Source organism: Flavobacterium sp. KBS0721 (assembly GCF_002007065.3).
Taxonomy (GTDB): Bacteria; Bacteroidota; Bacteroidia; order Flavobacteriales; family Flavobacteriaceae; genus Flavobacterium; species Flavobacterium piscis.
In genome coordinates this window covers 4022065-4046466 of sequence record NZ_CP042170.1, presented here as the reverse complement: position 1 = coordinate 4046466, position 24402 = coordinate 4022065, and the positions used below count along the sequence as shown (strand labels likewise).

Here is a 24402-nt window from a genome sequence, read left to right as displayed (position 1 = left end):
TAATAAGTGCTTACTAATTCAAAATATCATATAAAACAAAGATACAGTGCAAATTCCACAATCGAATCTGTGGTAATTCCCAATTTATTATCCAATTTTTTTCATTGCAGTCATCGATTCTCTCAACCATGCTCCTACTTCTTCAATAGGATGTTGACGAATTTCTTTATTTACCGCAATTAAGATAGCATTATCTACTCCGTTAGAAGTTGAAAATGGTTTTCCTATAATGTTAGTTTCAACAGTTTTCATGTAATTTTCCAATAACGGTTTACAAGCGTGGTCAAATAAGTAACAACCGTACTCTGCTGTATCCGAGATAACACGGTTCATTTCAAATAATTTTTTTCTTGCTATGGTATTAGCAATCAATGGCAATTCGTGTAACGACTCATAATATGCTGATTCTTCAATGATTCCAGCTTCTGTCATTGTTTCGAAAGCCAATTCTACACCAGCTTTAACCATTGCAATCATTAAAACGCCATTATCAAAATATTCTTGTTCAGAAATTGGAGTATCCGTTGGAGCTGTTTTCTCAAAATTAGTTTCTCCTGTAGCAGCTCTCCATGTCAATAAATTCTTATCATCATTAGCCCAGTCAATCATCATTGTTCTTGAGAATTCTCCTGAAATGATATCATCCTGATGCTTTTGGAATAAAGGACGCATGATGTCTTTTAATTCTTCTGCAATTTCGTAAGCTTCGATTTTTGCAGGATTAGACAAACGATCCATCATGTTTGTAATACCACCATGTTTCAAAGCTTCAGTGATTGTTTCCCATCCGTATTGGATTAATTTTGAAGCGTATGCTGGCTCAATTCCTTTTTCAACCATTTTATCAAAACATAAAATAGAGCCTGTTTGCAATAATCCGCAAAGGATAGTTTGCTCACCCATTAAATCTGATTTTACTTCAGCTACAAATGATGATTTTAAAACTCCTGCTTTGTGTCCTCCGGTTGCTACAGCATAAGCTTTTGCCTGATCTAAACCAAAATTGTTTGGATCATTCTCCGGGTGAACTGCAATAAGTGTTGGTACACCAAATCCTCTTTTATATTCTTCACGAACCTCAGAACCAGGACATTTAGGAGCACACATAATTACTGTAATATCTTTACGAATCTGCATTCCTTCTTCAACAATATTAAAACCGTGAGAATATGCTAAAGTCGAACCTTGTTTCATTAATGGCATAATGGCAGTAACTACAGCAGTATGTTGTTTATCTGGTGTTAAGTTACAAACTAGATCAGCAGTTGGAATTAATTCTTCGTAAGTACCTACTGTAAAACCGTTTTCAGTAGCATTTTTATAAGAAGCTCTTTTTTCAGCTATTGCATCTGCACGTAATGCATATGAAATGTCTAATCCAGAATCTCTCATATTTAAACCCTGATTCAAACCTTGTGCACCACAGCCTACAATAACAACTTTTTTTCCTGCTAAAGCTGCAATTCCGTCTGCAAATTCTGACTGCTCCATAAATTCGCAAACACCTAATTGTTCTAATTGTAATCTAAGTGGTAATGTATTGAAATAATTTGCCATTTTGTTTTTAATATTTAATGAATGTTGTATTTTAATAATTGATAATATATAACTAAGATGATACTATTTGAATGTTTCTAATAAACTTGAAATTTCCATTTTTTGTTTAGAAACCGATATTCTGCCCGAACGTACAAATTGCATAATGCCGTAAGGTTTAAATTTCGCATACAATTCTTCAATTTCAGAACGTCTTCCTGATTTTGAAATCACGAAGAAATCACGAGAAACGGTTACGATTGTTGCCTGGCTTTCTTTGATGATATTTTGAATTTGTTTTTCATCAAACAACAAACTTGAAGCGATTTTGAATAAAGCATTTTCAAGGTAAATAGTCTCTTCATCAGTGTGATAAAAAGCTTTTATTACTTCAATTTGTTTTTCAATTTGTCCAACGATATTCTGAACCCACTTCTCAGTTGTATTTACTACAATAATAAATCTTGAAACATTCTCTATCTCTGATTCTGAAACGTTTAGACTTAATATATTAATGTGTCGCTTTAAGAATATTCCTGATATTCTATTCAACAAACCCACATTATTTTCTGAGTATACCGATATGGTAAATGTTTTATCTTCCATGTTATTTTTTAGTTTTTTTTGCTTCAGGTTTCAGGTTTCGGGTTCTACAACCTGAAACAAAAAAACCTGAAATCTGAAACTTTTTCCTAGCTTAATCTAATTTCAGAAACACACGCTCCTGTTGGAATCATTGGGAATACATTATTCTCTTTTTCGACCATAACTTCTAAGAAATACGAATCTTTTGAAGCCATCATTTCGGCTACAGCAGCATCCAAATCTTCTCTTTGTGTTACTTTTTTAGATTTAATGTAATATCCTTCTGCAATGGCAACAAAGTTTGGATTGGTCATATTTGTCGAAGCATATCTGTTATCGAAAAATAATTCCTGCCACTGACGCACCATTCCTAAAAATTCGTTGTTTAAGATGACAATTTTCACAGGAACTTTAGTCTGGAAAATTGTACCTAATTCCTGAATGGTCATCTGAAATCCTCCATCTCCAATAATGGCAACTACTTCACGATCCGGTCTTCCCATCTTAGCTCCAATTGCAGCTGGCAATGCAAAACCCATAGTTCCTAAACCTCCTGAAGTAATATTACTTTTGGTGGTATTAAACTTAGCATAACGACAAGCAAACATCTGGTGCTGTCCTACATCTGAAACAATAATAGCATCACCTTTTGAGTGTTTGTTGATCATTTCCATAGTTTCACCCATAGAAATACCTTTATTATTCGTTGGGTTCAGCTCTTCATTTATAACTGTCTCTACTTCTATCTTAAGTAATTCTTTAAATTCATTATGCCACAAATCATGTGATTTTGATTCAATCAATGGCAATAAGGCATTTAGGGCTTCTTTTACATCTCCTAAAACAGCTACTTCGGTTTTTACGTTTTTATCAACTTCCGCAGGATCAATTTCAAAATGAATGACTTTTGCCTGTTTTGCGTAAGTCTTTAGATTTCCGGTAACACGATCATCAAAACGCATTCCTAATGCAATTAAAACATCACATTCGTTTGTCAGTAAATTTGGTGCATAATTCCCATGCATTCCTAACATTCCAACGTTTAATGGATGATCTGTAGGTAAAGCGGAAAGTCCTAAAATTGTCCAACCTGCCGGTATTCCTGACTTTTCGATCAATGCTTTTAACTGTTCTTCGGCCTGACCAAGAATTATTCCCTGACCAAAAACGATAAAAGGTTTTTTAGCACTATTAATTAAAGCAGCAGCTTCGGCAACTTTGTCCAGATTTAATTTCGGAACCGGAACATAACTTCTAATTGCCGTACATTTTTCGTAACTAAATTCGAACTCATCAAACTGAGCGTTTTTAGTAATATCGATCAATACAGGCCCCGGACGACCAGAACGTGCAATATAAAATGCTTTTGCAATGATTTCAGGAATTTCAGAGGCTTCTGTAACCTGATAATTCCATTTGGTAACGGGAGTCGAAATTCCGATAATATCCGTTTCCTGAAAAGCATCAGAACCCAATAAATGTTTTCCAACCTGGCCTGTAATACAAACCATTGGTGTGGAATCGATTTGAGCATCTGCAATTCCGGTAACTAGATTTGTTGCTCCAGGTCCTGAAGTAGCAATTGCTACACCAACTTTTCCTGTCGCTCTGGCATATCCCTGAGCTGCGTGTGTTGCACCTTGTTCATGGCGTACCAAAACATGGTGTAATTGATCCTGAAATTTATATAATTCGTCGTAAACCGGCATGATTGCTCCTCCCGGATACCCATAAACCAAGTCTACTCCTTCTGCTAATAAACATCTTATAACGGCTTCTGCCCCTGATATTTTCATAGTATATTTTGTTTTATCAAATGTCAATTTCAAAAATCAATATCAAAATTCAATAACAATGTCAAAAATCAATTTCAATGATAAATTCTAAATTGATTTTTTGTTTTTTTTTGCTATTTGATTTTTGACATTGTTATTGTCATTGTCATTGATTTTTGATATTGTTATTTAATTAGTTATCGGTAACACAACCTGTAGAAGCGCTTGAAACCGATCTTGCGTATTTAAGCAAAACTCCTTTTGTAACTTTTAACGGCGGTTGTACCCAAGCCGCTTTTCTAGCTGCAAATTCTTCGTCAGAAATTTTAAGATCAATGGTGTTTTTTACAGCATCAATGGCAATTAAATCTCCATCTTTTACCAGTGCAATACCACCACCATCATAAGCCTCTGGTGTAATATGTCCTACGACAAAGCCATGTGAACCTCCAGAGAACCTACCGTCTGTGATAAGAGCACAAGTACTTCCTAATCCGGCTCCAATAATGGCCGATGTAGGTTTTAGCATTTCCGGCATCCCTGGACCACCTTTTGGTCCACAATATCTGATGACGACTACACTACCCGGTTTAATTTTTCCGGCCTCAAGACCTGGAATTACTTCAAATTCTCCTTCAAAAACTACAGCCGGACCTTCAAAATATTCTCCTTCTTTTCCGCTGATCTTTGCAACAGCACCTTCAGAAGCAAGATTCCCATATAAAACCTGAATATTTCCGGTTGGTTTTAATGCTTTTTGAATTTCATGAATCACTTCTTGTCCATCTTGTAAATCCGGAGTTGAAGCCAAGTTCTCAGCTACTGTTTTTCCGGTAACTGTTAAACAGTCTCCATGAATCAATCCTACTTTCAATAAATATTTCATTACTGAAGGAATTCCTCCAACTTCATGAATATCTTCCATCATATATTTACCACTTGGCTTCATGTCGGCCAATACTGGCGTTCTATCATTAATAGCCTGAAAATCATCCAAAGTAATCTTGACATCAACCGCATGAGCCATTGCAATTAAGTGCATCACTGCATTTGTAGAACCTCCTAAAACGGCTACTATTGTAATAGCATTTTCGAAAGCCTTGCGAGTCATAATATCTCTTGGCTTAATATCTTTTTCTAATAAAATTTTAATAGCAGCTCCAGCAGCCAGACATTCATCTCTTTTTTCCTGACTCAATGCAGGATTAGAAGAACTGTAAGGTAAACTCATTCCTAATGCTTCAATTGCTGAAGACATAGTATTTGCAGTATACATTCCGCCACAAGCACCAGCTCCCGGACATGCATTTTGAATTACACCTTTAAAATCTTCCGGAGTAATTTCGTTTTTTACTCTTTTTCCTAGTGCCTCAAAAGCAGAAACAATATTAAGAGATTCTCCTTTCCATTTTCCTGAATGAATTGATCCTCCGTAAACCATCATAGACGGACGGTTTAATCTTCCCATTGCAATCAAAGCACCAGGCATATTTTTATCACAACCAGGAATCGCAATTACACCATCGTACCATTGTGCCCCCACAACTGTTTCAATAGAATCAGCAATTACATCACGGGAAACCAATGAAAAACGCATTCCTTCAGTTCCGTTTGAAATTCCGTCACTAACACCAATAGTATTAAAAATAAGTCCGACCAGATCCACATCCCAAACACCTTTCTTTACATCTTTTGCTAAATCATTCAAGTGCATGTTGCAAGTGTTACCATCGTAACCCATGCTTACAATACCAACTTGTGCTTTTTTCAAATCTTCTTCAGTTAAACCAATTCCGTACAACATCGCTTGCGCGGCAGGTTGTGTTTGATCTTGAGTGATGGTTTTGCTGTACTTATTTAATTCCATTATTGTATTATTTTATTTTAATTTTTATTCAAAAAAAAACCTTCCAGTATTTGGAAGGTTTGTAATATAGTTTTTCAATTATATTTATACCATTCCCGATGCAGATGTGCTAAACACATTGACAACAACGACAGAAGTAATAATAATTGAGATTTGCATCATTTATTTTTTAGTGTCACAAAAGTATGAAAACTTACAGGACTAAAAAAATAAAATCTCAACATTTCACATACTTCTTGTTATTTATTTCATTATTTTAATAAAAAAACTAAACAATTGTCGACTGACCGATATGAACATTGTCATTATTAAAATATAGCAAGTCATCCTTGCTGAAAATAAAATTAGAAACAAACTCCCCTACTTCATTTGTACCGAATTTTGAATCTGGTTTTAAATCAACAGTAACAACTTTATATTCGATTGCTTTTTCAACCGCCTGATAAATTACATTCGCTTCTTTGAATAAACCAAAATGCTCTAACAACATTGCAGCTGATAAAATCGAAGCAATTGGATTGGCAATATTTTTTCCTTTTGCCTGAGGATAAGAACCGTGAATTGGTTCAAACAAAGCATTTTTTTCTCCTAAAGATGCTGATGCCAATAAACCAATTGAACCTGTAATCACGCTCGCTTCATCTGATAAAATATCTCCAAACAAATTCTCTGTCAAAATCACATCGAATTGTTTTGGATTTAAAATAATCTGCATTGCTGCGTTATCCACAAATAAAAAATCTAAAGCAACATCAGGATAATTTAAACTCACTTTCTGAACTACTTTTCTCCACAATCTTGAGGTTTCCAAAACATTTGCTTTGTCTACCATTGTCAGCTTTTTGCGTCGGTTTTGTGCCGATTTAAAAGCTAAATTTGCAATTCTGGTAATTTCTTCTTCTGAATATTCACATAAGTCTGAAGCATGTGTTCCTTCTTCATTTAATGTTTTAGCTCCAAAATAAGCACCACCTGTTAATTCTCTAAAAATAGTAAAATCAGCTCCGTCGATAATTTCTCTTTTTAAAGGAGAAGCATCAATTAGTGATTTATAAGGTTTTATAGGACGAATGTTCGCAAACAAACCCAGTTCTTTACGAAGCCTTAATAATCCTTGCTCAGGACGAACTTTTGCATTTGGATTATTATCGTATTTAGGATCTCCAATCGCACCAAACAAAACTGCATCAGTATTTAAACACAGATTCAGGGTTTGTTCCGGTAATGGATTTCCTGTTTTGTCAATAGCAATGGCTCCCATGAGCGCTTCTTCGAATACAAATTCATGATTGTACACCTCACCAATAGCATATAATGCTTTTTTGGCTTGTAAAATTACTTCTGGTCCAATTCCGTCTCCTGGTAAAACTGCTATTTTCAAATTCATAACGTCTCGTTCTTTATGTATTTAAATCCTTATTTATTTTCTCTTTTAATTAACTTCTGATTAAATCACCTTCAATTTTTGAAGCCTCAATAATTTGATGAATATCTGCGTCTATCACTTCTTTTTTAATATCAGCAAACTTCAAAAATTCAATATACACAATGTCTAATTGTACTTTTGTAAGCTCGTAACCTACTTTTTTAGCACGGTAAGCCAAAGCAGCTCTTCCGCTTCTTGCTGTCAAAATAATAGATGATTCATTCACACCCACGTCAAGCGGATCCATAATCTCGTAAGTTGCCCTGTTTTTGATTACACCATCCTGGTGAATTCCTGAACTGTGTGCAAAAGCATTTGCTCCAACAATAGCTTTATTAGGCTGCACGATCATTCCCATACTTTCAGAAACTAATCGGCTCATTTCATTCAATTCTCTTGTATTAATGTTTGTGTCAAGATTTAAGTAAGGATGTTGTTTAAAAATCATTACCACCTCTTCAAGAGCGGTGTTCCCTGCTCTTTCTCCAATACCATTAATAGTACATTCTATTTGTCTTGCTCCATTTATCGCACCTGCAATAGAGTTTGCAGTTGCCATTCCTAAATCATTATGACAGTGACATGAAAGGATTACGTTTTCGATTCCTTTTACGTTTTCTTTTAGATATTTAATTTTTGCCCCGTATTCTTCCGGTAAGCAATATCCTGTTGTATCAGGGATATTTAGTACTGTAGCACCTGATTTAATCACTTCTTCACAAACTTTTGCAAGGAAAGCGTTATCAGTTCTGCCGGCATCTTCTGCATAAAACTCAACGTCTTCTACATAAGATTTTGCGTGTGACACAGCAAATTTTGCTCTGGCAATAATATCTTCTCTTGTGGTATTTAATTTATGAAGAATATGAGATTCAGATGTTCCGATTCCGGTGTGGATTCTAGGTCTTTTAGCATACTTTAAGGCAGCTGCAGCAACATCAATGTCGTTTTTTACGGCTCTTGTTAGTCCGCAGACAGTGGCGTTTTCTACGATTTTACAAATCTCAGAGACCGATAAAAAATCGCCCGGACTTGAGACAGGAAAACCTGCTTCGATAACGTCAACTCCCATTTTATCAAGTCGTTCTGCGATAACTAATTTTTGCTTAGTATCTAACTTACATCCTGGAACTTGTTCACCGTCGCGCAAAGTGGTGTCAAAAATTTGAACTTTCTCTCTATTCATATTCATTTATTTAATGTAATTTCACATCTTGATAACAAATATATATTGTACTTCTTCAGTACGAAATTCATTTTAATGAAATTATACTGTTCATAAAGCAATTTATAACGTATTAAACAACTAAAAACCAATAAGTTACACTATTATATTTTACAATGGCTAACCATCAAAAAGATTTCTTATTTGTATTAATAAAATCGCTTTCTAAATCCGAAAAAAGACAGTTTAAGATTTTTGCAAGCCGTTTAGAGACGAGTTCAAATACGAAATTCATCGAATTATTCAATATTTTAGATAAGTCTGAAAACTATGATGAAAAGCTTATTCTTAAGAGCGGCATCATTAAAAAAGTACAGTTATCTAACTTAAAATCATACTTATACAAACAAATTCTGGTAAGTATTCGACTGAATATTCCGAGCCAGAACATTCGTTATCAATTGCGCGAACAAATAGATTTTGCCGGTATTTTATATAATAAAGGTTTGTATAAACAGAGTTTAAAGATTCTGGATAAAACAAAAATCATTGCGCTGGAAAATGATGAAAAATATATGGCGTATGAAATTGTAGAGTTCGAAAAATTGATCGAATCACAATATATTACCCGAAGTATTCAGGGACGTGCTGACGAATTGGTTATTCAGGCCAAGGAATTAAACTATCGAAATACAATTTCAAGCAAACTATCAAATTTATCGCTTCAGCTTTATGGAATCATGCTTAAGACAGGTTATGTAAAGAATGATGAGGAATATAAATATATTGATGATTATTTCAACAAACATATTGCCAAATTAGACGAAAGCAAGTTTGGTTTTCGTGAAAAATATTGGTTTTATAACGCTAATTTATGGCGTAGTTTTTTGGTACAGGACTTCCTGGCAAGTTATAAATATGCCTATAAATGGGTGACATTGTTTTACGGCAATCCTAATATGATTTACCAGAATCCGGTATTTTTTCTAAAAGGAAATCATTACTTTTTGGAATCACTTTATATGCTGAAGTACAAGTCAAATTTTAAAAAATATCTATCGCTTTTAGAAGAAACCATTCAGGATGAAAAATTTCCTGTAAACGATAACATTGCATCACTATCATTTTTATATGTATATAATAATAAATTAAACCTACATATTCTTGAAGGTACTTTTGCAGAAAGCGAATATTTGATTCCTGAGATTTTAGAGAAGATTAAAATACACAGCGAACATCTGGATGAACATCACGAAATGTTGTTTTTCTACAAAATTGCCTCTATTTATTTTGGAAGCGAAAAGTATAATGAATGCATTCTTTATCTGGATAAAATCATTAATAATAAAAACTTATCAATGCGGGAAGATTTGATGTGTTTTGCAAGGCTCTTGTCTTTAATTGCACATTATGAATTAGGAAAAGATTATTACCTTGAAAATCATCTTAAAAACACTTATAAGTTTCTAATAAAAATGAATGACCTTCATGAGGTTCAAAAGGAAATTATCAAGTTTTTAAGAAATCTGAACAACTTATATCCTGCAGATATCAAAAAAGAATTCATCAAAATGCGTTTGCGTTTTATTGAATTAGAAAAGAATACTTATGAAAAAAGAGCTTTTCTTTATTTAGATATTATTTCGTGGCTTGAAAGTAAAATTGAGAATCGAAAAATTGCTGATATCATTAAGGAAAAGGCAAAGTTGAATAGTCGATGAAGGTGAAATTCCAAATTCTTCAAAATTCCAAATTCCAATAAAAATCCTGAAAAGATTAAAATCTTTTCAGGATTTTTGTCATTTCTCCTCTGTGTGAATGAAAAGATTGACCACAGACAACAAACCTAACATTTTTTAAAAACGTGTTAGATTAATTTTTAGTACTTTTTTATCTACAATAACAACAAGTGGAAGTTCCTGCCAGACAAACATCTCCTCTACCCGGTGTATTCGAAATAACTCCTCCGGCTTCGCCACATAATCTGTCGCATAATCCAATTGTTGGATTTACATACGGAAGTCCGCCGCCAAAAATTAACTTTTGAGCATTTTTACTAAGAATTTCAACGTTTTTTAGGTTTTTTAAATTTTTCATAATAGTTTGATTTGATTTGTTTTCCTACTCTTAAGCTTTTCGGATTACGCTTTACTCATTCATTATCAAATTAATACAATCTAAAATAGAAAAATAAAACGGTAATATTCGTACATTTCATATAATTAACATTAGTAGGGAATTCAATATAGAAAAAATCAAATTTTAAAATCCAAATTCCAAATGGCTTGCGATCCAACTTTGAAAAAGGTATTTGCGTGAAGATATCCAGATAAAAAAAATCCCAAACTCCAATCAATTGGAATTTGGGATTTCAAAAATTTTTGAATTTCAAAAAAAGTTATTCCACAATATTAGAAGTCGTAACATAAAAATCTTTACTCACTTCTACTTTTCTGTTTTCATTATACGTTTTTTCTGATTTCCATTCGGTAGTTGGTTTTAACCAAATCTCTTCACCGTTTAGCGTTACTTTTACCGGCATATCAAATTTGGCAACACAATTTGTCCAGTGATAGCCAAAACTTCCATCTTTAAACATATATTCAAAAACAGGAATTTGTGTTGTAGTCAAATATTGCGCATAAACCCTGTTAAAGTTAATTCCGGATTGTGTATTGATGTAATCCTGGATTTGCTTTCCCGTAACGGTTTGATGATAAAAAGTACTATTTAAACCTCTTAAAATAGATTTCCATTTTGCATCGTCATTGATAACCTGACGCATCATATGCAGCATACTTGCTCCTTTTGGATACATATCACCTGATCCTTCATTATTTACATCATAATTTCCAATAATAGGTTTATCATTTCTGATACCTTTTCTGCATCCAATAATATACTCTGCAGCTGCATCTTTTCCGTAATAATATTCAAGAAAAAGGCTTTCAGAATAGTTGGTAAAACTTTCGTGTACCCACATATCAGCAATATCTTTATAGGTGATATTATTGGCAAACCATTCGTGTCCGGATTCGTGAATAATGATAAAATCAAATTTTAGTCCCCAACCGGTTCCGCTTAAATCACGACCTAAATAACCATTTTTATAGCCATTTCCGTAAGTTACACTGCTTTGATGTTCCATACCTAAGTAAGGAGCTTCGACCAATTTATAACTGTCTTCGTAAAACGGATAAGGTCCAAACCAGTTTTCAAAAGCTTTTAGCATTTTTGGAGCATCTTTGAATTGTTCTTTGGCCAAAGCCAAATTATAACTCAAAACATAGTAACTACAATCTAAATCTCCTTTTTCTCCTTTAAATTTCTCAGAAAAGTTAACATAATCACCTATATTAATGTTTACGCCGTAATTATTAATTGGGTTAGAAACATACCAATTAAAAGTTTTTGTTCCGTCTTTTTCTTTTTTAATGCTTTGTAATCTTCCGTTTGAAACATCCGTTAAATCTCCAGGAACATTTACGCTGATCAGCATATTTTCTACTTCATCATACATATGATCTTTGTTTGGCCACCAAACGCTGGCACCTAATCCCTGACAAGACGAAGCAATAAAATCTTTTCCGTTTTTATCCTTTTTCCATGTAATTCCGCCATCCCAAGGTGGATTTACAGCTTCTTTTGGTTTTCCTCCAAATGAAATTACAATCTCTTTGGTCTCTCCTACTTTTTGTTTTTCATTTAAAGTAATAAAAAAAGCATTCCCGTCCCGCTCAAATTTTAATTCTTTCCCATTCTGGGTTACTTTCGTAATTTTCATTGGTTCCTGCAAATCAATTTGCATTTTATCAGACTCTGTTAAAACAGTATAACGAACAGTATTTGAACCGGTGATCGTTTTCTCTTTTGGATTTACTTTTACATCTAAGTGATAATATTTTAAATCCCACCACGCTCTTTCTTTTGTAATGCTGCCGCGCAAAGTATCCTGATGTTTAAAAACTGTTTCAGACTTATTCATAAGTCCTTGTGCTTTGGCCGTAAAACCAATTAAAAAAGCGATAGAAACGCCAAAGAAGAGTTTTTTCATAAGGTATAGTATGATTTTAAAATAGATTTCCTGAAAACAGAAACTTAACTTTTCAAAATTAAACATTTTCAAACAGTTTTAGTTTAATTTAAACATGGAATTTTTTAGTATGAAATCAATTATTCTTGTCTATTTTAGCTTCAGTAATTTAGCATACAATTCGCTTATGAAACACGGTTTATTATTTTTATTTATAGGCTTGATTGGTTCCGGAATAGCATATTCACAAACACACTCCATTTACAAAACAACCGAAAAAATCACTATCGATGGTGATTTATCAGATTGGAAAGCGCCTTTTTCAGGACCATTTGTAATTCATAATTCCGGAGAAAGCGCCAGTCAGCATACCTTTGTTTCACTTTCGTGGAATGATCAAAATTTATATATCGCCTACCGTTCTGATGATTCTAAAATAATTGGGACAGCTCAAAAAAAAGATGCTCCAATTTTTAATTCAGATGATTTAGTAGAGTTTTTTATCGATCCTGATGGCGATGGTCAAAATTATATAGAAATTGGAGTAAATGCTTTTTCCTCTAATTATGATTTATTGCTGAAATGTATTTCTTCAAATTGTGGCGGCTGGAATACCAACATGAATTTTGATATTAAAGAATTAGAAGCTATTAGTATAATAACTCCCGAAGGTTATACTACCGAAATTAAAATTCCCTTTTCGAGTTTGCAAACCATCAAAAATGGCAATTTTACACCACCAAAAGTTGGAACAAAATGGAAAGGAAATGCTTTTAGAATTGATTACGGTAACACAACCGAATATCTTGCATTACAGTATTATAAAAGTTTAAAACATGGATTTCACCAACCAGATGAATTTGCGGTTTTTGAGTTTGTGGAGTAGCGTTAAGATGGCACACAGATGAAACGGATTCGCTACGCGAAGACGCGGATCTTACACGGATTTTTTATTCTTTTTTATTAATAGAAATTTTTAGCACGCTGAGCTAAGTCGAAGTCCCGCAAAGTGATTTAATAAACCGGAATTTGTATTTGTGAAGTACTTTTTTCTAATCTTTAATTGATAAACTGTGGTATCAAATTAAATTTAACTTCAGAATAATGCACATCGTTACCCACTAAAAATCTAAAAACTTTATTATCTTCTTTCATTTTATAAATTTCAAATATAGATTTATTGGATTGAATATGAATGTTTTGTAAGAACCTATCATTTAAATCTCCATAAACTTTATAAGTTTGTAAAAACATAGAAATTCCTTCCTTTAAAACTTTAGGATTAGTAAACTCTTTAGGGAGAAATATGTTTATAAAAGAATCATTATCAATGTATATCTCTCCAGTGCTATCATTAATTGGACTAAAACTCCCATAAGCACTTTTTTCTAAAAACAAAATTAATCTTTGACCAGATTTTAACTCTTTTATTCTTGGATCACAAATCCATTCCTTCCAGATTTGAACCTTAATTTTTAAAGGTGAATTTCCTTTTACAAACTGATTTATTGTAAATTCATATTCATTTTTTGAAACTTTAGAAATGGTTCCATCCACAATTAACTCTGCTTTTGAAATAACAATTGAATAGGGCAATTCATGTTTTTTGAATCCGTAGTTTAATGTTGGAAACAAAAATAAAAACAGGTATAAAAATAGTTTCATAAAATTATTGCTTTTAGCTAAAGTAATAATTTTTATCAGACTGAGCGAAGTCGAAGTCCCGGAAAGTGATTTAGCAAATGGGATTTCGACTTCGCTCAGTCTGACAAGATTGTATAGAAAATACCTTAAACTACTTTTGGCGTTTCTTCAAAACATTCACAACATCATTCAACTGAAAGCCTTTTGCCTGCAATAAAATCAAATAGTGAAACAATAAATCAGCACTTTCGCTTAAAAATAAATCGTCATTATCATCTTTGGCCTCAATAACTACTTCTACAGCTTCTTCACCAACTTTTTGTGCAATTTTGTTGATTCCTTTTTCAAATAACGAAGCTACATAACTCTTCTCAGAATCAGCATTTTCTCTACGAGTTGCAATTGTTTTTTCTAAGCTTGAAATGAAGCCATAATTTTCTTTGTTTTCTTCCTGCCAGCAAGTATCTGCGCCTGTGTGACAAGTTGGTCCAACAGGTTTCGCCTGAATCAAAAGTGTATCGCCGTCGCAATCATTTTTAATATTGACCAATTCTAAAAAATTACCACTCTCCTCGCCTTTTGTCCAAAGTCTTTGTTTTGAACGGCTGAAAAAAGTAACTTTTTGGGTTTCTATTGTTTTCTGAAGTGATTCTTCATTCATATATCCCAACATCAAAACATTTTTTGTTTCTGAATCCTGAATTATTGCCGGAATTAATCCGTGTGAGCTTTTAATATCTATGTTCATATTTATTTTAGATTTTAGAGTTCAGATTTTAGATTACTGATCTCTTTATTTAGTTTCTTGCTTCTTGACTCTTGATTCTATTATCTAAAGCCTGACCTCAATATCATTCTTTCTCAATTCCTCCTTCAAAGCTTTGATTTCGATTTCTTTAAAGTGAAAAACACTTGCTGCTAAAGCCGCGTCTGCTTTTCCAACTTTAAAAGAATCTACAAAATGCTGAATATTTCCTGCTCCACCCGAGGCAATAATAGGAATATTGATCAATTCTGAAAGTTTCGCCAAAGCTTCATTCGCAAAGCCATTTTTAGTTCCGTCGTTATCCATAGATGTGAATAAAATTTCTCCCGCACCACGTTCTGCAACTTCTACAGCCCAATCGAATAAATTTAACTCAGTTGGAACTTTTCCGCCAACTAAATGCACAATCCATTGTCCATCAATTTGTTTGGCATCGATTGCGACAACAACACATTGACTTCCAAATTTCTGTGCCAAATCATTAATTAATTGCGGATTTTTTACTGCCGATGAATTAATTGAAACTTTATCAGCTCCATTATTCAACAGAATTTCAACGTCTTCAACAGATGAGATTCCACCACCAACCGTAAACGGAATATTGATTTTCTCAGCCACACTGCGCACCATATTTACCAAGGTTTTACGACGTTCTTCAGTTGCTGAAATATCCAGAAAAACCAATTCGTCTGCACCTTCAGCGGAGTAAATCTCAGCCAATTCTACTGGATCGCCCGCATCGCGCAAGTCAACAAAGTTAACGCCTTTTACGGTTCTTCCGTTTTTTATATCCAAACAAGGAATGATTCTTTTTGCAAGCATTTTTTTAGTTGTTTCACAGAGATTCACGAAGATTTCACAGAGATTCACAAAGATTTTTTTACCGAATCTTCGTGCTTTACTTTGTGCATCTTTGCGAAATAATCTATTTATTTAAAATATAATTTTCAAGTTGTTTCAAGCTAATTCTTCCCTCATAAATCGCTTTTCCTATAATTGTTCCTTCACATCCTAAATGTGCTAATTTTGGCAATTCATCGAAAGTTGAAATTCCGCCGGAAGCAATTAGTTTTATTCCATTTGCTTCTTTCAAAATCTTGCCGTACAAATCAAAACTTGGCCCTTCAAGCATTCCGTCTTTGGCAATATCAGTGCAAATAACATACTGAATTCCTTTCATTTGATATTCCTGAATAAATGGTATCAAATCTTCATCTGAATCTTCCAGCCAGCCTGAAATTGCAACTTTTTCGTCTTTAGCATCAGCGCCTAAGATGATTTTTTCTGAGCCATATTCAGAAATCCATTTTTCAAAAATTGCTCTGTTTTTTACAGCAATACTTCCGCCAGTAATCTGACTTGCACCGCTTTCAAAAGCGATTCTTAAATCATCATCGGATTTTAAACCTCCACCAAAATCAATTTGCAGACTTGTTTGTGTCGCAATTTGTTCCAAAATTTTATAATTGACAATTTTGCTTGATTTCGCACCGTCAAGATCTACTAAATGTAAATATTCGATTCCATGTGCCTCGAAGGATTTCGCGACTTCAAGCGGGTTTTCATTGTAGATTATCTTCGTATCGTAATCGCCTTTTGACAAACGAACACATTTTCCGTCAATGATATCTATGGCTGGTATTATTCTCATTTTTTAATATTTTAGATTTTTAGAGTTCAGATTTTAGATTATTTTAAAAATCGCTTATTCCTGATTTTCTAAAATTGATATTTTGATTGAAATTGATCTTTGATATTGTTATTGGAATTTATTCTTTGGAATTTAATTTAAGGAAATTCTCTAGTATTTTCTCCCCAACAGCCCCACTTTTTTCCGGATGAAATTGCGTTCCGTAAAAATTATCTTTTTGCAATGCTGATGCGTATTCTAATTCATAATTCGTTATTGCAATCGCTTCGGAGCAATTTGGAGCGTAAAAACTATGAACCAAATACATGAATTCATTTTCAGAAATACCTTTAAATAAATCCGATTTTAAACCATAAATCTGATTCCATCCCATTTGTGGCACTTTTACTTTTGAAGTGAATTTAATTACATCAACATCAAAAATACCTAAACCTTTGGTATTACCTTCTTCAGATGATTTGCACATCAATTGCATACCAAGACAAATTCCAAAAACAGGTTGTTTCAAAGTCGGAATCAAACTATCTAAACCGCTTTCCTTAAGTTTTTTCATTGCCGAACTTGCCTCGCCAACTCCGGGAAAAATCACTTTATCAGCTTGTTGAATTTCTTCGGGATTATTACTCAAAACAGCTTTAAAACCAAGCCTTTCAATAGCAAACATTATGCTCTGAATATTTCCTGCGCCGTAATTTATAATTACTATTTTCATTAAAAAAGCTTTAAGCTTTAAGCCGTAAGCTTTAGGCTTATTGCCTATCGCCTATTGCTTATAGCGTTTTACAACATTCCTTTCGTCGAAGGCAAAATCATTTTTTCTGTATCTCTTTTTACCGCTACTTTTATTGCTTTCGCGAAAGCTTTAAAAATCGCTTCAATTTTATGATGCTCGTTCGTTCCTTCTGCTTTTATATTGATATTCGCTTTGGCACCATCTGAGAAGGATTTAAAAAAGTGATAAAACATTTCTGTTGGCATTTTACCTACCATTTCACGTTTAAATTCGGTTTCCCAAACCAACCAGTTTCTTCCTCCAAAATCAATGGCAACTTGTGCTAAGCAATCGTCCATTGGAAGACAGAATCCGTAACGCTCGATTCCTAGTTTATTTCCGAGTGCTTTTGCAAAAACTTCTCCTAAAGCAATAGCAGTATCTTCAATCGTGTGGTGTTCATCCACTTCTAAATCACCCTTTACTAGGATTTCCAAGTCCATTTGACCGTGACGTGAAATTTGGTCTAACATATGATCAAAAAATGCTATTCCGGTTTCGATTTTACTTTTTCCGGTTCCGTCCAGATTTAGATCAATAAAAATATCGGTCTCATTGGTTTTACGTGTGATTGATGCCGAACGTGCTTCTAACTTCAAAAACTCATAAATTCTTTTCCAATCTGTTGTTTGCAGGATAATCGTATTGTTTAATTCTTCACGTTTTAACGAAATTTCATTAGTCCCAAATCCATCTGTCAAATTCATGAAAATTGCTTTTGCACCCAAATTTTTTGCCAATTCTACATCGGTCAAACGATCTCCTAATACAAACGAATTTGCCAAATCATATTCCGGATTATTCAAATATTTCGTCAGCATTCCCGTTCTTGGCTTGCGTGTTGGCGCATTATCTTCAGGAAAAGACCTGTCCACAAAAATATCATCAAATAAAACGCCTTCATTTTCAAAGGTTTTTAGAATGAAATTCTGCGTAGGCCAAAACGTATCTTCCGGAAAACTATCCGTTCCCAATCCGTCCTGATTGGTAACCATCGCTAATTCGTAATCTAATTCACTGGCGATTTTTGCCAAATATTGAAACGCTTTTGGATAAAATTCCAATTTATCCAAACTGTCTAATTGTAAATTTTCTGGTTCTAAAACAATCGTTCCATCACGATCGATAAAAAGTACTTTTTTCATATTTTATTTTTTGAGAATAAAGAAAAAAGAGTAAAGAAAATAGACTTTTAATTCTATCCAAAAAGCTCTTTCAATTTTTTCCTTCTTCTTTGCTCTATAATCTTTCTTCTATCTTAATAACTTCAATTCTTTAATCAAAACTGCATTTTCTTCTGGAATTCCAATCGTAAAACGCAGGCAATTTTCACATAAAGGCTGCGTTGTTCTGTTACGAATTACAATTCCTTTTGCAATTAATTCATCATATCTTTTATTGGCATTATCTACTTTCACCAAAATAAAATTAGCTTCTGTTGGATACACTTTTTCAACAAAACTTACATCAAGTAAAACTTTAAGTAATAACTCTCTTTGCTCTATAATAGAAACTATTTCCTTTTTAATTTTATTAGAATCATTCAAACGAGAAATTGCTCTCTGTTGTGTCAATTCATTTACATTGTAAGGTGGTTTAATTTTATTTAAAACTGAAATTACAGCTGCAGATGCATAACAAATTCCCAAACGAATTCCAGCTAAACCATACGCTTTTGAAAGCGTTTGTGTAATTACTAAATTTGGATATTCATCCATTTCTGTCAACCAGCTTTCTTTATCCGAAAAGTCAATATAAGCTTCGTCAATTACAACCAAACCTTTAAAGTTTTGAAGTAATTTCACCACGCTTTCATCACTAAAAGAATTTCCTGTTGGATTATTTGGAGAACATAAAAAAATGATTTTCGTGTTTTCATCTACGGCTTCTAAAATTTTCTCCACTTGTGGCTGAAAATCTGTTGAAAGCAAAACTTCTCTATTTTCTACTGCATTAATGTTCGCCAGAACACTGTACATTCCGTACGTGGGCGGCAATGAAATAATATTATCAACTTTAGGTTCACAAAAAGCTCTAAATAGCAAATCTAAAACTTCATCACTTCCGTTCCCAAGTAAAATCTGACTTGATTTTACGTTATTATTCTTCGCTAAAATCGCTTTTACCGAACTTTGTTGTGGATCCGGATAACGATTTACACCATTTTGAAATGGATTTTCATTGGCATCCAAAAAAATCATTTCAGCAGTATCAAAATCCTCAAACTCATCTCGTGCAGAAGAGTAAGGTTTTAATGTTTTCACGTTTTCGCGTGTTATTGTATTTATATTGAATTCCATTTTTTTTGTTTTAAGGAGAAGAAAGAATCAAGAGGCAAGAAGCAAGATTTAAACCTATACTTTTAACTCCCTTTCTCTTGCTTCTTGCTTCTTGACTCTATTTTCTTTACTCTATACTCTTTAATCTAAGCGTTACAGCATTTTTATGAGCCTGCAACCCTTCGGCTTCAGCCATAACTTCAATTGCTTTTCCGATGTTTAGGATTCCTTTTTCTGATATTTTTTGAAATGTCATTGATTTCATGAAACTATCCAGATTTACACCGCTATAATTCTTAGCGTATCCGTTTGTTGGTAACGTATGATTCGTTCCCGAAGCGTAATCTCCAGCACTTTCCGGTGTGTAATTTCCAATAAAAACCGAACCGGCATTTACGATTCCGTTGCAATAGAAATCATCAAATTCCGAACAGATTATAAAGTGTTCCGGTCCATACTCATTGATTAATTCCAATGCAATCTGATCATTTTCAACATAAATCAATTTCGAATTTTCAATCGCTTTTTTTGCAATTGCTTTTCTCGGAAGTTCTTCAATCTGAATTTGAATTTCTTTTTCAACAGCATCAATCAACTTGTTTGAAGTTGAAACCAAAATTACCTGACTGTCGGTTCCGTGTTCTGCCTGAGATAATAAATCTGATGCTACGAATGCCGGAACCGCAGTATCATCAGCTACAATTAATAATTCTGACGGTCCGGCCGGCATATCGATTGCTACTCCAAATTGTGTTGCTAATTGTTTTGCTACTGTTACAAATTGGTTTCCTGGTCCGAAAATTCTATACACTTTCGGAATGGATTGTGTTCCAAATGTCATTCCTGCAATTGCCTGAATTCCGCCTACTTTTAATATTTTGGTTACACCGCACAAATTGGCGGTATATAAAATCGCCGGATTTATTTTTCCTGTTTTATCCGGAGGTGAACACAAAACTATTTCTTTGCAACCCGCAATTTCTGCTGGAACTGCCAGCATTAAGACCGTAGAAAACAAAGGCGCCGTTCCACCCGGAATGTATAAACCAATTTTTTGAATTGGTCTCTTTTCCTGCCAACAATTTACCCCTTCAATGGTTTCAACTGAAATTCGATCTGTTTTTTGAGCGGTGTGAAACTTTAATATATTTGATTTAGCTAATTGAATTGACTGCTTCAATTCATCTGAAATTGAATTGATAGCATCTTCAATTTCTTGTGGAGTAACTTCGTAATTGTCTAAAGTGATTCCGTCAAAGATTGAAGTGTATTTAGCAACTGCTTCATCACCTTTTTTCTGTACTTCTTTAAAAATTTCTTTTACCGTAACTTCGATATCATCGATCGTTTTGGTTGGTCTTTTTAATATTTCTGACCAGGTATCTGGTTTTGGATTGTCTATCTTATTCATAATTGTTATTAATTTATAAATTCCAATTTTTTAAATTACAAATTCCAATGCTTTGTGTTTTTTTAACCGCAAAGAGCGCAAGGTTTTTTAGTATTCTTACTTTTAAAAACGTTAATTAAGTTCGCAAAGCTGTTGTCGAAGTTTGGGATTTGGAATTTTTATATTGGACTTTTATTTCAATTGGAATTTGGAATTTAAAAAAACTGGAATTTCCTTCTAAAGAACCATTTTCTCAATTGGGCAAACTAAAATTCCTTCGGCTCCAGCCTCTTTTAATTTGTCTATTACATCCCAAAAAGTATCTTTATCGATTACGGAGTGAACACTACTCCAACCTTCCTGTGCTAATGGCAAAACAGTTAAACTTCTTAAAACTGGTAAAATTTTTCCGATTTCATCAATTTTATCGTTTGGAACGTTCATCAAAATGTATTTTGAATTTCTCGCTCTTAAAACCGATTGAATTCTGAATTTTAATGTATCGATGTGTTTCTGAATTTCCGGAGAAACTTTTGGTGAAACCGCTAATACAGCTTCACTTTTCAAGATCACTTCAACTTCTCTTAAATTGTTTTTGAACAAAGTGCTTCCACTAGAAACGATATCTACAATCGCATCGGCAAGACCAATGTTGGGCGCAATTTCTACAGAACCTGAAATTTGGTGAATATCAACTGTTAACCCGAAAGAATTGAAATATTCGTTAACGGTATTTGGATAAGAAGTCGCGATTCGTAAACCTGCTAAATCCTGAATAGAATTGTATTCGAAAGTTTTAGGAACAGCTACTGAAACTTTGCATTTAGAGAATCCAAGTTTCTGAATTACTTCGATATGTTTTCCTTTTTCTACTAATAAATTATCGCCTACAATGGCTAAATCTACTACTCCGTCAATTAAATACTGAGGAATGTCTGAATTTCTCAAGTATAAAACTTCTAAAGGAAAATTGGAAGCTTCTGCTTTTAACTGATCGTTTCCGTTGTTGATCGAAATACCGCAATCTTTTAAGATTTGAATGCTGTCTTCGTTTAAACGTCCTGATTTTTGAATTGCAATTTTTAAAGTACTCATTTTTTAGTTGTTTGCTGATTAATAGTTTGAGTACAAAGAATTGGAATTAAAAAACCCGCTTGATGTACTCAAACGGGTTTTAAAATATGATGATTTACATGCATACCATTAACACATCGCCTGAGAGCAATAATGAAAATGATGATGATGTAATTGATTTGAAATCATTGTTTGGTTTGTTTTATAATTCTTTGATTCGGTTGCAAATATAATAGTTAATTTCATAAAAGCGCTATTTTTTATTTAACTTAACGATAGTTTATTGTTAAAAAATATTTCACATTCCATTTTTATTACATTTTTTCAATTTACTATAACGTTTTCATATTTTCGCTAAAACCCAAAATGACAGTAGTTCCTACTTCAATTTCACTTTCAATTGTAAACTTGATTCCAAGTAATTCTGTAGTTCTTTTTACAATAGACAAGCCTAATCCAGTTCCTTTAATTTCAGGATGATCCGTAGAATTTGATCTAAAAAAAGGATTAGAAATAGAATCTAAATCTGCTTTTGCAATTCCGATTCCGCTATCTGAAATTTTACAGATTATTTGTCCGTTTTGTTTTGAAAGTAAAATTAAAACTTCTCCACTATTATTGGTGTATTTAATTGCATTCGAAATAATATTTCTCAAAATCGTAATCACTAAAAAATTATCAGATTGAATGTAATAATCTTGTTCAGCATCAAATTTAACGTTGATGTTTTTGTTTTTTATTTTTTCAGAATTCAAAGTCAAAACATCCAGAATTAAAGCATTTAAGTATACAGATTCAGTATTTACATTTTGTTTTTGATTCTCGAAACGAGCCATTAAAAGCAACTGATCTACCAACATATTTAAATGATCTACCTCTTTGATACAATAATTTACTTTTTCTTCATATTCTTTACTATCACGGGGTTTACGAATTAAAACTTCAAGTGTTCCTTTAATAACTGTAAGCGGCGTTCTTAATTCGTGAGATGCATCCGAAGTGAATTGTTTTTCGCGTTCGATGGCATCTTCAATGCGGTTAAGCAAATTGTTTATTGTTTTAGAAAGTGTGTATAATTCGTCTCTCGTTTTAGGCAGCGCAATACGTGTTTTCAAATTGTCCTTCGTTATAATTTTCGAAGTATTTATAATGGCATTTATTGGTTTTATACTTCGGCCGGCAAAGAATCTGGCAATAAAAAACAGCAACAACAAAATAGCTGAAAATGACAAAATCATAATATCAAACAAATTGTTTAATACCATTTTCGAATCTGCCAAAGACATTGCTACAATAATATATCCTATTTTTTTGTTTTTAATGAGCAGTGGAACCTGAATTTGCCTGATAGTATGATCGCCCATTTTAGTATCAAATAATTCATAATCCTTTACAGCATTATTAAACGGCAGTATTTTTGTTTTAAGGTTTGGCGCTTTTTCTATAATGTTTTTATTTACATCAAGAAATTCAACAAATACAGGATTTACATCTACTGTATTGTGTTCGCGCTCATTCCATTCTTCTTCATCAATAAGGATTACTTTACCATTAACTATTTTAATTTCAGCCAGATGATTCTCAATTTCAACCTTTATTTTTTTATCAATATGATTGTAAACGGTATGTTTTACAATAGAGTAAATTACCGAAAAAACGACTACAATTAATAAACCTGTGGTAATAATATAGTTGAGTGCAATTCTGTTTTTAAAAGAAAGCTGTATCATTTATAAGTCGTTTGCAATGTAACCAATGCCGCGAATGGTTTTTATATAATCTTCTTCAATTTTTAAATTGAGTTTTTTTCGAATGGCATTCATAAAAACATCAATTACCCCTGTATCATATTCAAAATTAATCTCCCAAACGTCTTTTAAGATCTGATTTCGGGTGCAAACTTTTCCTTTGTTCTGAATTAAATAAGTCAATAATTCAAATTCTCTTTGCGTCAAAGCTACTTCTTCATCGTTTTTAAGCACAATATGTTTTGATAAATCAATTTTGATGGTTCCGAGAGTTAAACTTTCTGAACCTTTACGATTTCTAAAATGAATTTTTATTCTTTCTACCAATTCTTCAAAACTAAAAGGCTTTTTGATATAATCATTTGCTCCGGCTTTTAAACCTTCTATCGTTTCCTGAACGGTATCTTTTGCTGTCAAAAAAATGATTGGCGTGGTTTGGTCTTTTATTCTGATTGCCTTACACAAATCCAGACCATTAATTTTAGGAAGCATCCAATCGAGTAAAATCAAATCAAATTTCTGATTCTGAATCAATTCAAAACCTTTAGAACCATCATTTGCAGTGGTAATCTGATAGCCTTCTTCCTGCAAACCTTGCTGCAAAAACTGAACAATTCCTAACTCATCTTCGACTATTAAAATATGCATTTGTCCTTTTTTAATTACGATTGTATCTTATTTTATCATTCAA

At 33.2% G+C, this 24402-nt stretch carries 21 protein-coding genes; 2 read left to right on the top strand and 19 right to left on the bottom strand.

Annotated elements, in window-relative coordinates:
* Positions 1-87 precede the first annotated feature (87 nt).
* The 6 genes from ilvC to B0M43_RS17350 all read right to left on the bottom strand — a co-directional run bounded on the left by ilvC (position 88) and on the right by B0M43_RS17350 (position 8375).
* Positions 88-1557 (bottom strand): ketol-acid reductoisomerase, encoded by a 1470-nt coding sequence (ilvC, locus tag B0M43_RS17375; protein ID WP_078007121.1) that lies wholly within the window; start codon positions 1555-1557, stop codon positions 88-90.
* Positions 1558-1620: 63 nt separating this feature from the next.
* On the bottom strand, positions 1621-2142 hold the full coding sequence (ilvN, locus tag B0M43_RS17370) for an acetolactate synthase small subunit (RefSeq protein WP_065450139.1): 522 nt from the start codon (positions 2140-2142) through the stop codon (positions 1621-1623).
* Between the two features lie 86 nt (positions 2143-2228).
* A complete protein-coding gene (gene ilvB, locus B0M43_RS17365; protein ID WP_078007122.1) occupies positions 2229-3917 on the bottom strand; it encodes a biosynthetic-type acetolactate synthase large subunit in 1689 nt (562 codons plus the stop codon).
* A gap of 172 nt (positions 3918-4089) precedes the next feature.
* Positions 4090-5763 (bottom strand): dihydroxy-acid dehydratase, encoded by a 1674-nt coding sequence (gene ilvD, locus B0M43_RS17360; protein WP_078007123.1) that lies wholly within the window; start codon positions 5761-5763, stop codon positions 4090-4092.
* A gap of 268 nt (positions 5764-6031) precedes the next feature.
* On the bottom strand, positions 6032-7150 hold the full coding sequence (leuB, locus tag B0M43_RS17355) for a 3-isopropylmalate dehydrogenase (protein ID WP_078007124.1): 1119 nt from the start codon (positions 7148-7150) through the stop codon (positions 6032-6034).
* Between the two features lie 49 nt (positions 7151-7199).
* Positions 7200-8375 (bottom strand): 2-isopropylmalate synthase, encoded by a 1176-nt coding sequence (locus B0M43_RS17350; protein ID WP_065450135.1) that lies wholly within the window; start codon positions 8373-8375, stop codon positions 7200-7202.
* Positions 8376-8530: 155 nt separating this feature from the next.
* Between B0M43_RS17350 and B0M43_RS17345 the strand changes: the two genes are divergently transcribed.
* The gene (locus B0M43_RS17345) at positions 8531-10075 is read left to right on the top strand and encodes a hypothetical protein (RefSeq protein WP_065450134.1); all 1545 of its coding nucleotides are present in this window, start codon (positions 8531-8533) and stop codon (positions 10073-10075) included.
* A gap of 169 nt (positions 10076-10244) precedes the next feature.
* Here B0M43_RS17345 and B0M43_RS17340 read toward each other — a convergent pair whose 3' ends face one another.
* Together B0M43_RS17340 and B0M43_RS17335 are read right to left on the bottom strand one after the other, a co-directional pair.
* Positions 10245-10451 (bottom strand): hypothetical protein, encoded by a 207-nt coding sequence (locus tag B0M43_RS17340; RefSeq protein WP_078007125.1) that lies wholly within the window; start codon positions 10449-10451, stop codon positions 10245-10247.
* A 301-nt stretch (positions 10452-10752) separates the two neighbouring features.
* Entirely contained in the window at positions 10753-12408 is a 1656-nt protein-coding gene (locus B0M43_RS17335) for a M1 family metallopeptidase (protein ID WP_078007126.1), read from the bottom strand.
* Between the two features lie 109 nt (positions 12409-12517).
* Here B0M43_RS17335 and B0M43_RS17330 point away from each other — a divergent pair, with 109 nt between their 5' ends.
* Positions 12518-13273 carry a carbohydrate-binding family 9-like protein gene (locus B0M43_RS17330; RefSeq protein ID WP_078007583.1) on the top strand — a complete coding sequence of 252 codons (756 nt, stop codon included), beginning with the start codon at positions 12518-12520 and terminating at the stop codon, positions 13271-13273.
* A 173-nt stretch (positions 13274-13446) separates the two neighbouring features.
* Here B0M43_RS17330 and B0M43_RS17325 read toward each other — a convergent pair whose 3' ends face one another.
* From B0M43_RS17325 to B0M43_RS17275, 11 genes are all read right to left on the bottom strand, one after another.
* A complete protein-coding gene (locus tag B0M43_RS17325; protein WP_078007127.1) occupies positions 13447-14052 on the bottom strand; it encodes a hypothetical protein in 606 nt (201 codons plus the stop codon).
* Positions 14053-14182: 130 nt separating this feature from the next.
* On the bottom strand, positions 14183-14785 hold the full coding sequence (hisIE, locus tag B0M43_RS17320; protein ID WP_371296051.1) for a bifunctional phosphoribosyl-AMP cyclohydrolase/phosphoribosyl-ATP diphosphatase HisIE: 603 nt from the start codon (positions 14783-14785) through the stop codon (positions 14183-14185).
* Between the two features lie 78 nt (positions 14786-14863).
* Complete coding sequence (gene hisF / locus B0M43_RS17315; RefSeq protein ID WP_078007584.1) at positions 14864-15619, bottom strand: imidazole glycerol phosphate synthase subunit HisF; 756 nt, start codon at positions 15617-15619, stop codon at positions 14864-14866.
* Between the two features lie 103 nt (positions 15620-15722).
* Entirely contained in the window at positions 15723-16448 is a 726-nt protein-coding gene (gene hisA, locus B0M43_RS17310; RefSeq protein WP_078007129.1) for a 1-(5-phosphoribosyl)-5-[(5-phosphoribosylamino)methylideneamino]imidazole-4-carboxamide isomerase, read from the bottom strand.
* A 118-nt stretch (positions 16449-16566) separates the two neighbouring features.
* Positions 16567-17160, bottom strand: coding sequence for an imidazole glycerol phosphate synthase subunit HisH (gene hisH, locus B0M43_RS17305; protein ID WP_078007130.1), 594 nt, complete (start codon positions 17158-17160; stop codon positions 16567-16569).
* A gap of 68 nt (positions 17161-17228) precedes the next feature.
* Positions 17229-18365, bottom strand: coding sequence for a bifunctional histidinol-phosphatase/imidazoleglycerol-phosphate dehydratase HisB (gene hisB / locus B0M43_RS17300; RefSeq protein ID WP_078007131.1), 1137 nt, complete (start codon positions 18363-18365; stop codon positions 17229-17231).
* 108 nt (positions 18366-18473) lie between these two features.
* A complete protein-coding gene (gene hisC / locus B0M43_RS17295) occupies positions 18474-19520 on the bottom strand; it encodes a histidinol-phosphate transaminase (RefSeq protein WP_078007132.1) in 1047 nt (348 codons plus the stop codon).
* Positions 19521-19626: 106 nt separating this feature from the next.
* Positions 19627-20910: a histidinol dehydrogenase gene (hisD, locus tag B0M43_RS17290; RefSeq protein ID WP_078007133.1), complete on the bottom strand. Its 1284-nt coding sequence runs from the start codon at positions 20908-20910 to the stop codon at positions 19627-19629.
* Positions 20911-21126: 216 nt separating this feature from the next.
* Positions 21127-21984: an ATP phosphoribosyltransferase gene (hisG, locus tag B0M43_RS17285; protein ID WP_065450122.1), complete on the bottom strand. Its 858-nt coding sequence runs from the start codon at positions 21982-21984 to the stop codon at positions 21127-21129.
* Between the two features lie 311 nt (positions 21985-22295).
* Complete coding sequence (locus tag B0M43_RS17280; protein ID WP_078007134.1) at positions 22296-23693, bottom strand: HAMP domain-containing sensor histidine kinase; 1398 nt, start codon at positions 23691-23693, stop codon at positions 22296-22298.
* On the bottom strand, positions 23694-24359 hold the full coding sequence (locus B0M43_RS17275) for a response regulator transcription factor (RefSeq protein ID WP_065450120.1): 666 nt from the start codon (positions 24357-24359) through the stop codon (positions 23694-23696).
* Between the last annotated feature and the right edge of the window lie 43 nt (positions 24360-24402).

Excerpts from the sequence above, each read along its gene's own strand:
- hisF (WP_078007584.1), bottom strand. The coding sequence starts at position 15,619 with ATGCTTGCAAAAAGAATCATTCCTTGTTTGGATATAAAAAACGGAAGA.
- B0M43_RS17335 (WP_078007126.1), bottom strand. The coding sequence starts at position 12,408 with ATGAAAAAACTCTTCTTTGGCGTTTCTATCGCTTTTTTAATTGGTTTT.
- hisD (WP_078007133.1), bottom strand. The coding sequence starts at position 20,910 with ATGAATAAGATAGACAATCCAAAACCAGATACCTGGTCAGAAATATTA.
- B0M43_RS17350 (WP_065450135.1), bottom strand. The coding sequence starts at position 8,375 with ATGAATAGAGAGAAAGTTCAAATTTTTGACACCACTTTGCGCGACGGT.
- hisG (WP_065450122.1), bottom strand. The coding sequence starts at position 21,984 with ATGAGTACTTTAAAAATTGCAATTCAAAAATCAGGACGTTTAAACGAA.
- B0M43_RS17325 (WP_078007127.1), bottom strand. The coding sequence starts at position 14,052 with ATGAAACTATTTTTATACCTGTTTTTATTTTTGTTTCCAACATTAAAC.
- B0M43_RS17345 (WP_065450134.1), top strand. The coding sequence starts at position 8,531 with ATGGCTAACCATCAAAAAGATTTCTTATTTGTATTAATAAAATCGCTT.
- ilvC (WP_078007121.1), bottom strand. The coding sequence starts at position 1,557 with ATGGCAAATTATTTCAATACATTACCACTTAGATTACAATTAGAACAA.
- ilvN (WP_065450139.1), bottom strand. The coding sequence starts at position 2,142 with ATGGAAGATAAAACATTTACCATATCGGTATACTCAGAAAATAATGTG.
- hisB (WP_078007131.1), bottom strand. The coding sequence starts at position 18,365 with ATGAAAAAAGTACTTTTTATCGATCGTGATGGAACGATTGTTTTAGAA.
- hisC (WP_078007132.1), bottom strand. The coding sequence starts at position 19,520 with ATGGAATTCAATATAAATACAATAACACGCGAAAACGTGAAAACATTA.
- leuB (WP_078007124.1), bottom strand. The coding sequence starts at position 7,150 with ATGAATTTGAAAATAGCAGTTTTACCAGGAGACGGAATTGGACCAGAA.
- B0M43_RS17340 (WP_078007125.1), bottom strand. The coding sequence starts at position 10,451 with ATGAAAAATTTAAAAAACCTAAAAAACGTTGAAATTCTTAGTAAAAAT.
- hisA (WP_078007129.1), bottom strand. The coding sequence starts at position 16,448 with ATGAGAATAATACCAGCCATAGATATCATTGACGGAAAATGTGTTCGT.
- hisH (WP_078007130.1), bottom strand. The coding sequence starts at position 17,160 with ATGAAAATAGTAATTATAAATTACGGCGCAGGAAATATTCAGAGCATA.
- B0M43_RS17330 (WP_078007583.1), top strand. The coding sequence starts at position 12,518 with ATGAAATCAATTATTCTTGTCTATTTTAGCTTCAGTAATTTAGCATAC.
- B0M43_RS17280 (WP_078007134.1), bottom strand. The coding sequence starts at position 23,693 with ATGATACAGCTTTCTTTTAAAAACAGAATTGCACTCAACTATATTATT.
- B0M43_RS17275 (WP_065450120.1), bottom strand. The coding sequence starts at position 24,359 with ATGCATATTTTAATAGTCGAAGATGAGTTAGGAATTGTTCAGTTTTTG.
- ilvD (WP_078007123.1), bottom strand. The coding sequence starts at position 5,763 with ATGGAATTAAATAAGTACAGCAAAACCATCACTCAAGATCAAACACAA.
- ilvB (WP_078007122.1), bottom strand. The coding sequence starts at position 3,917 with ATGAAAATATCAGGGGCAGAAGCCGTTATAAGATGTTTATTAGCAGAA.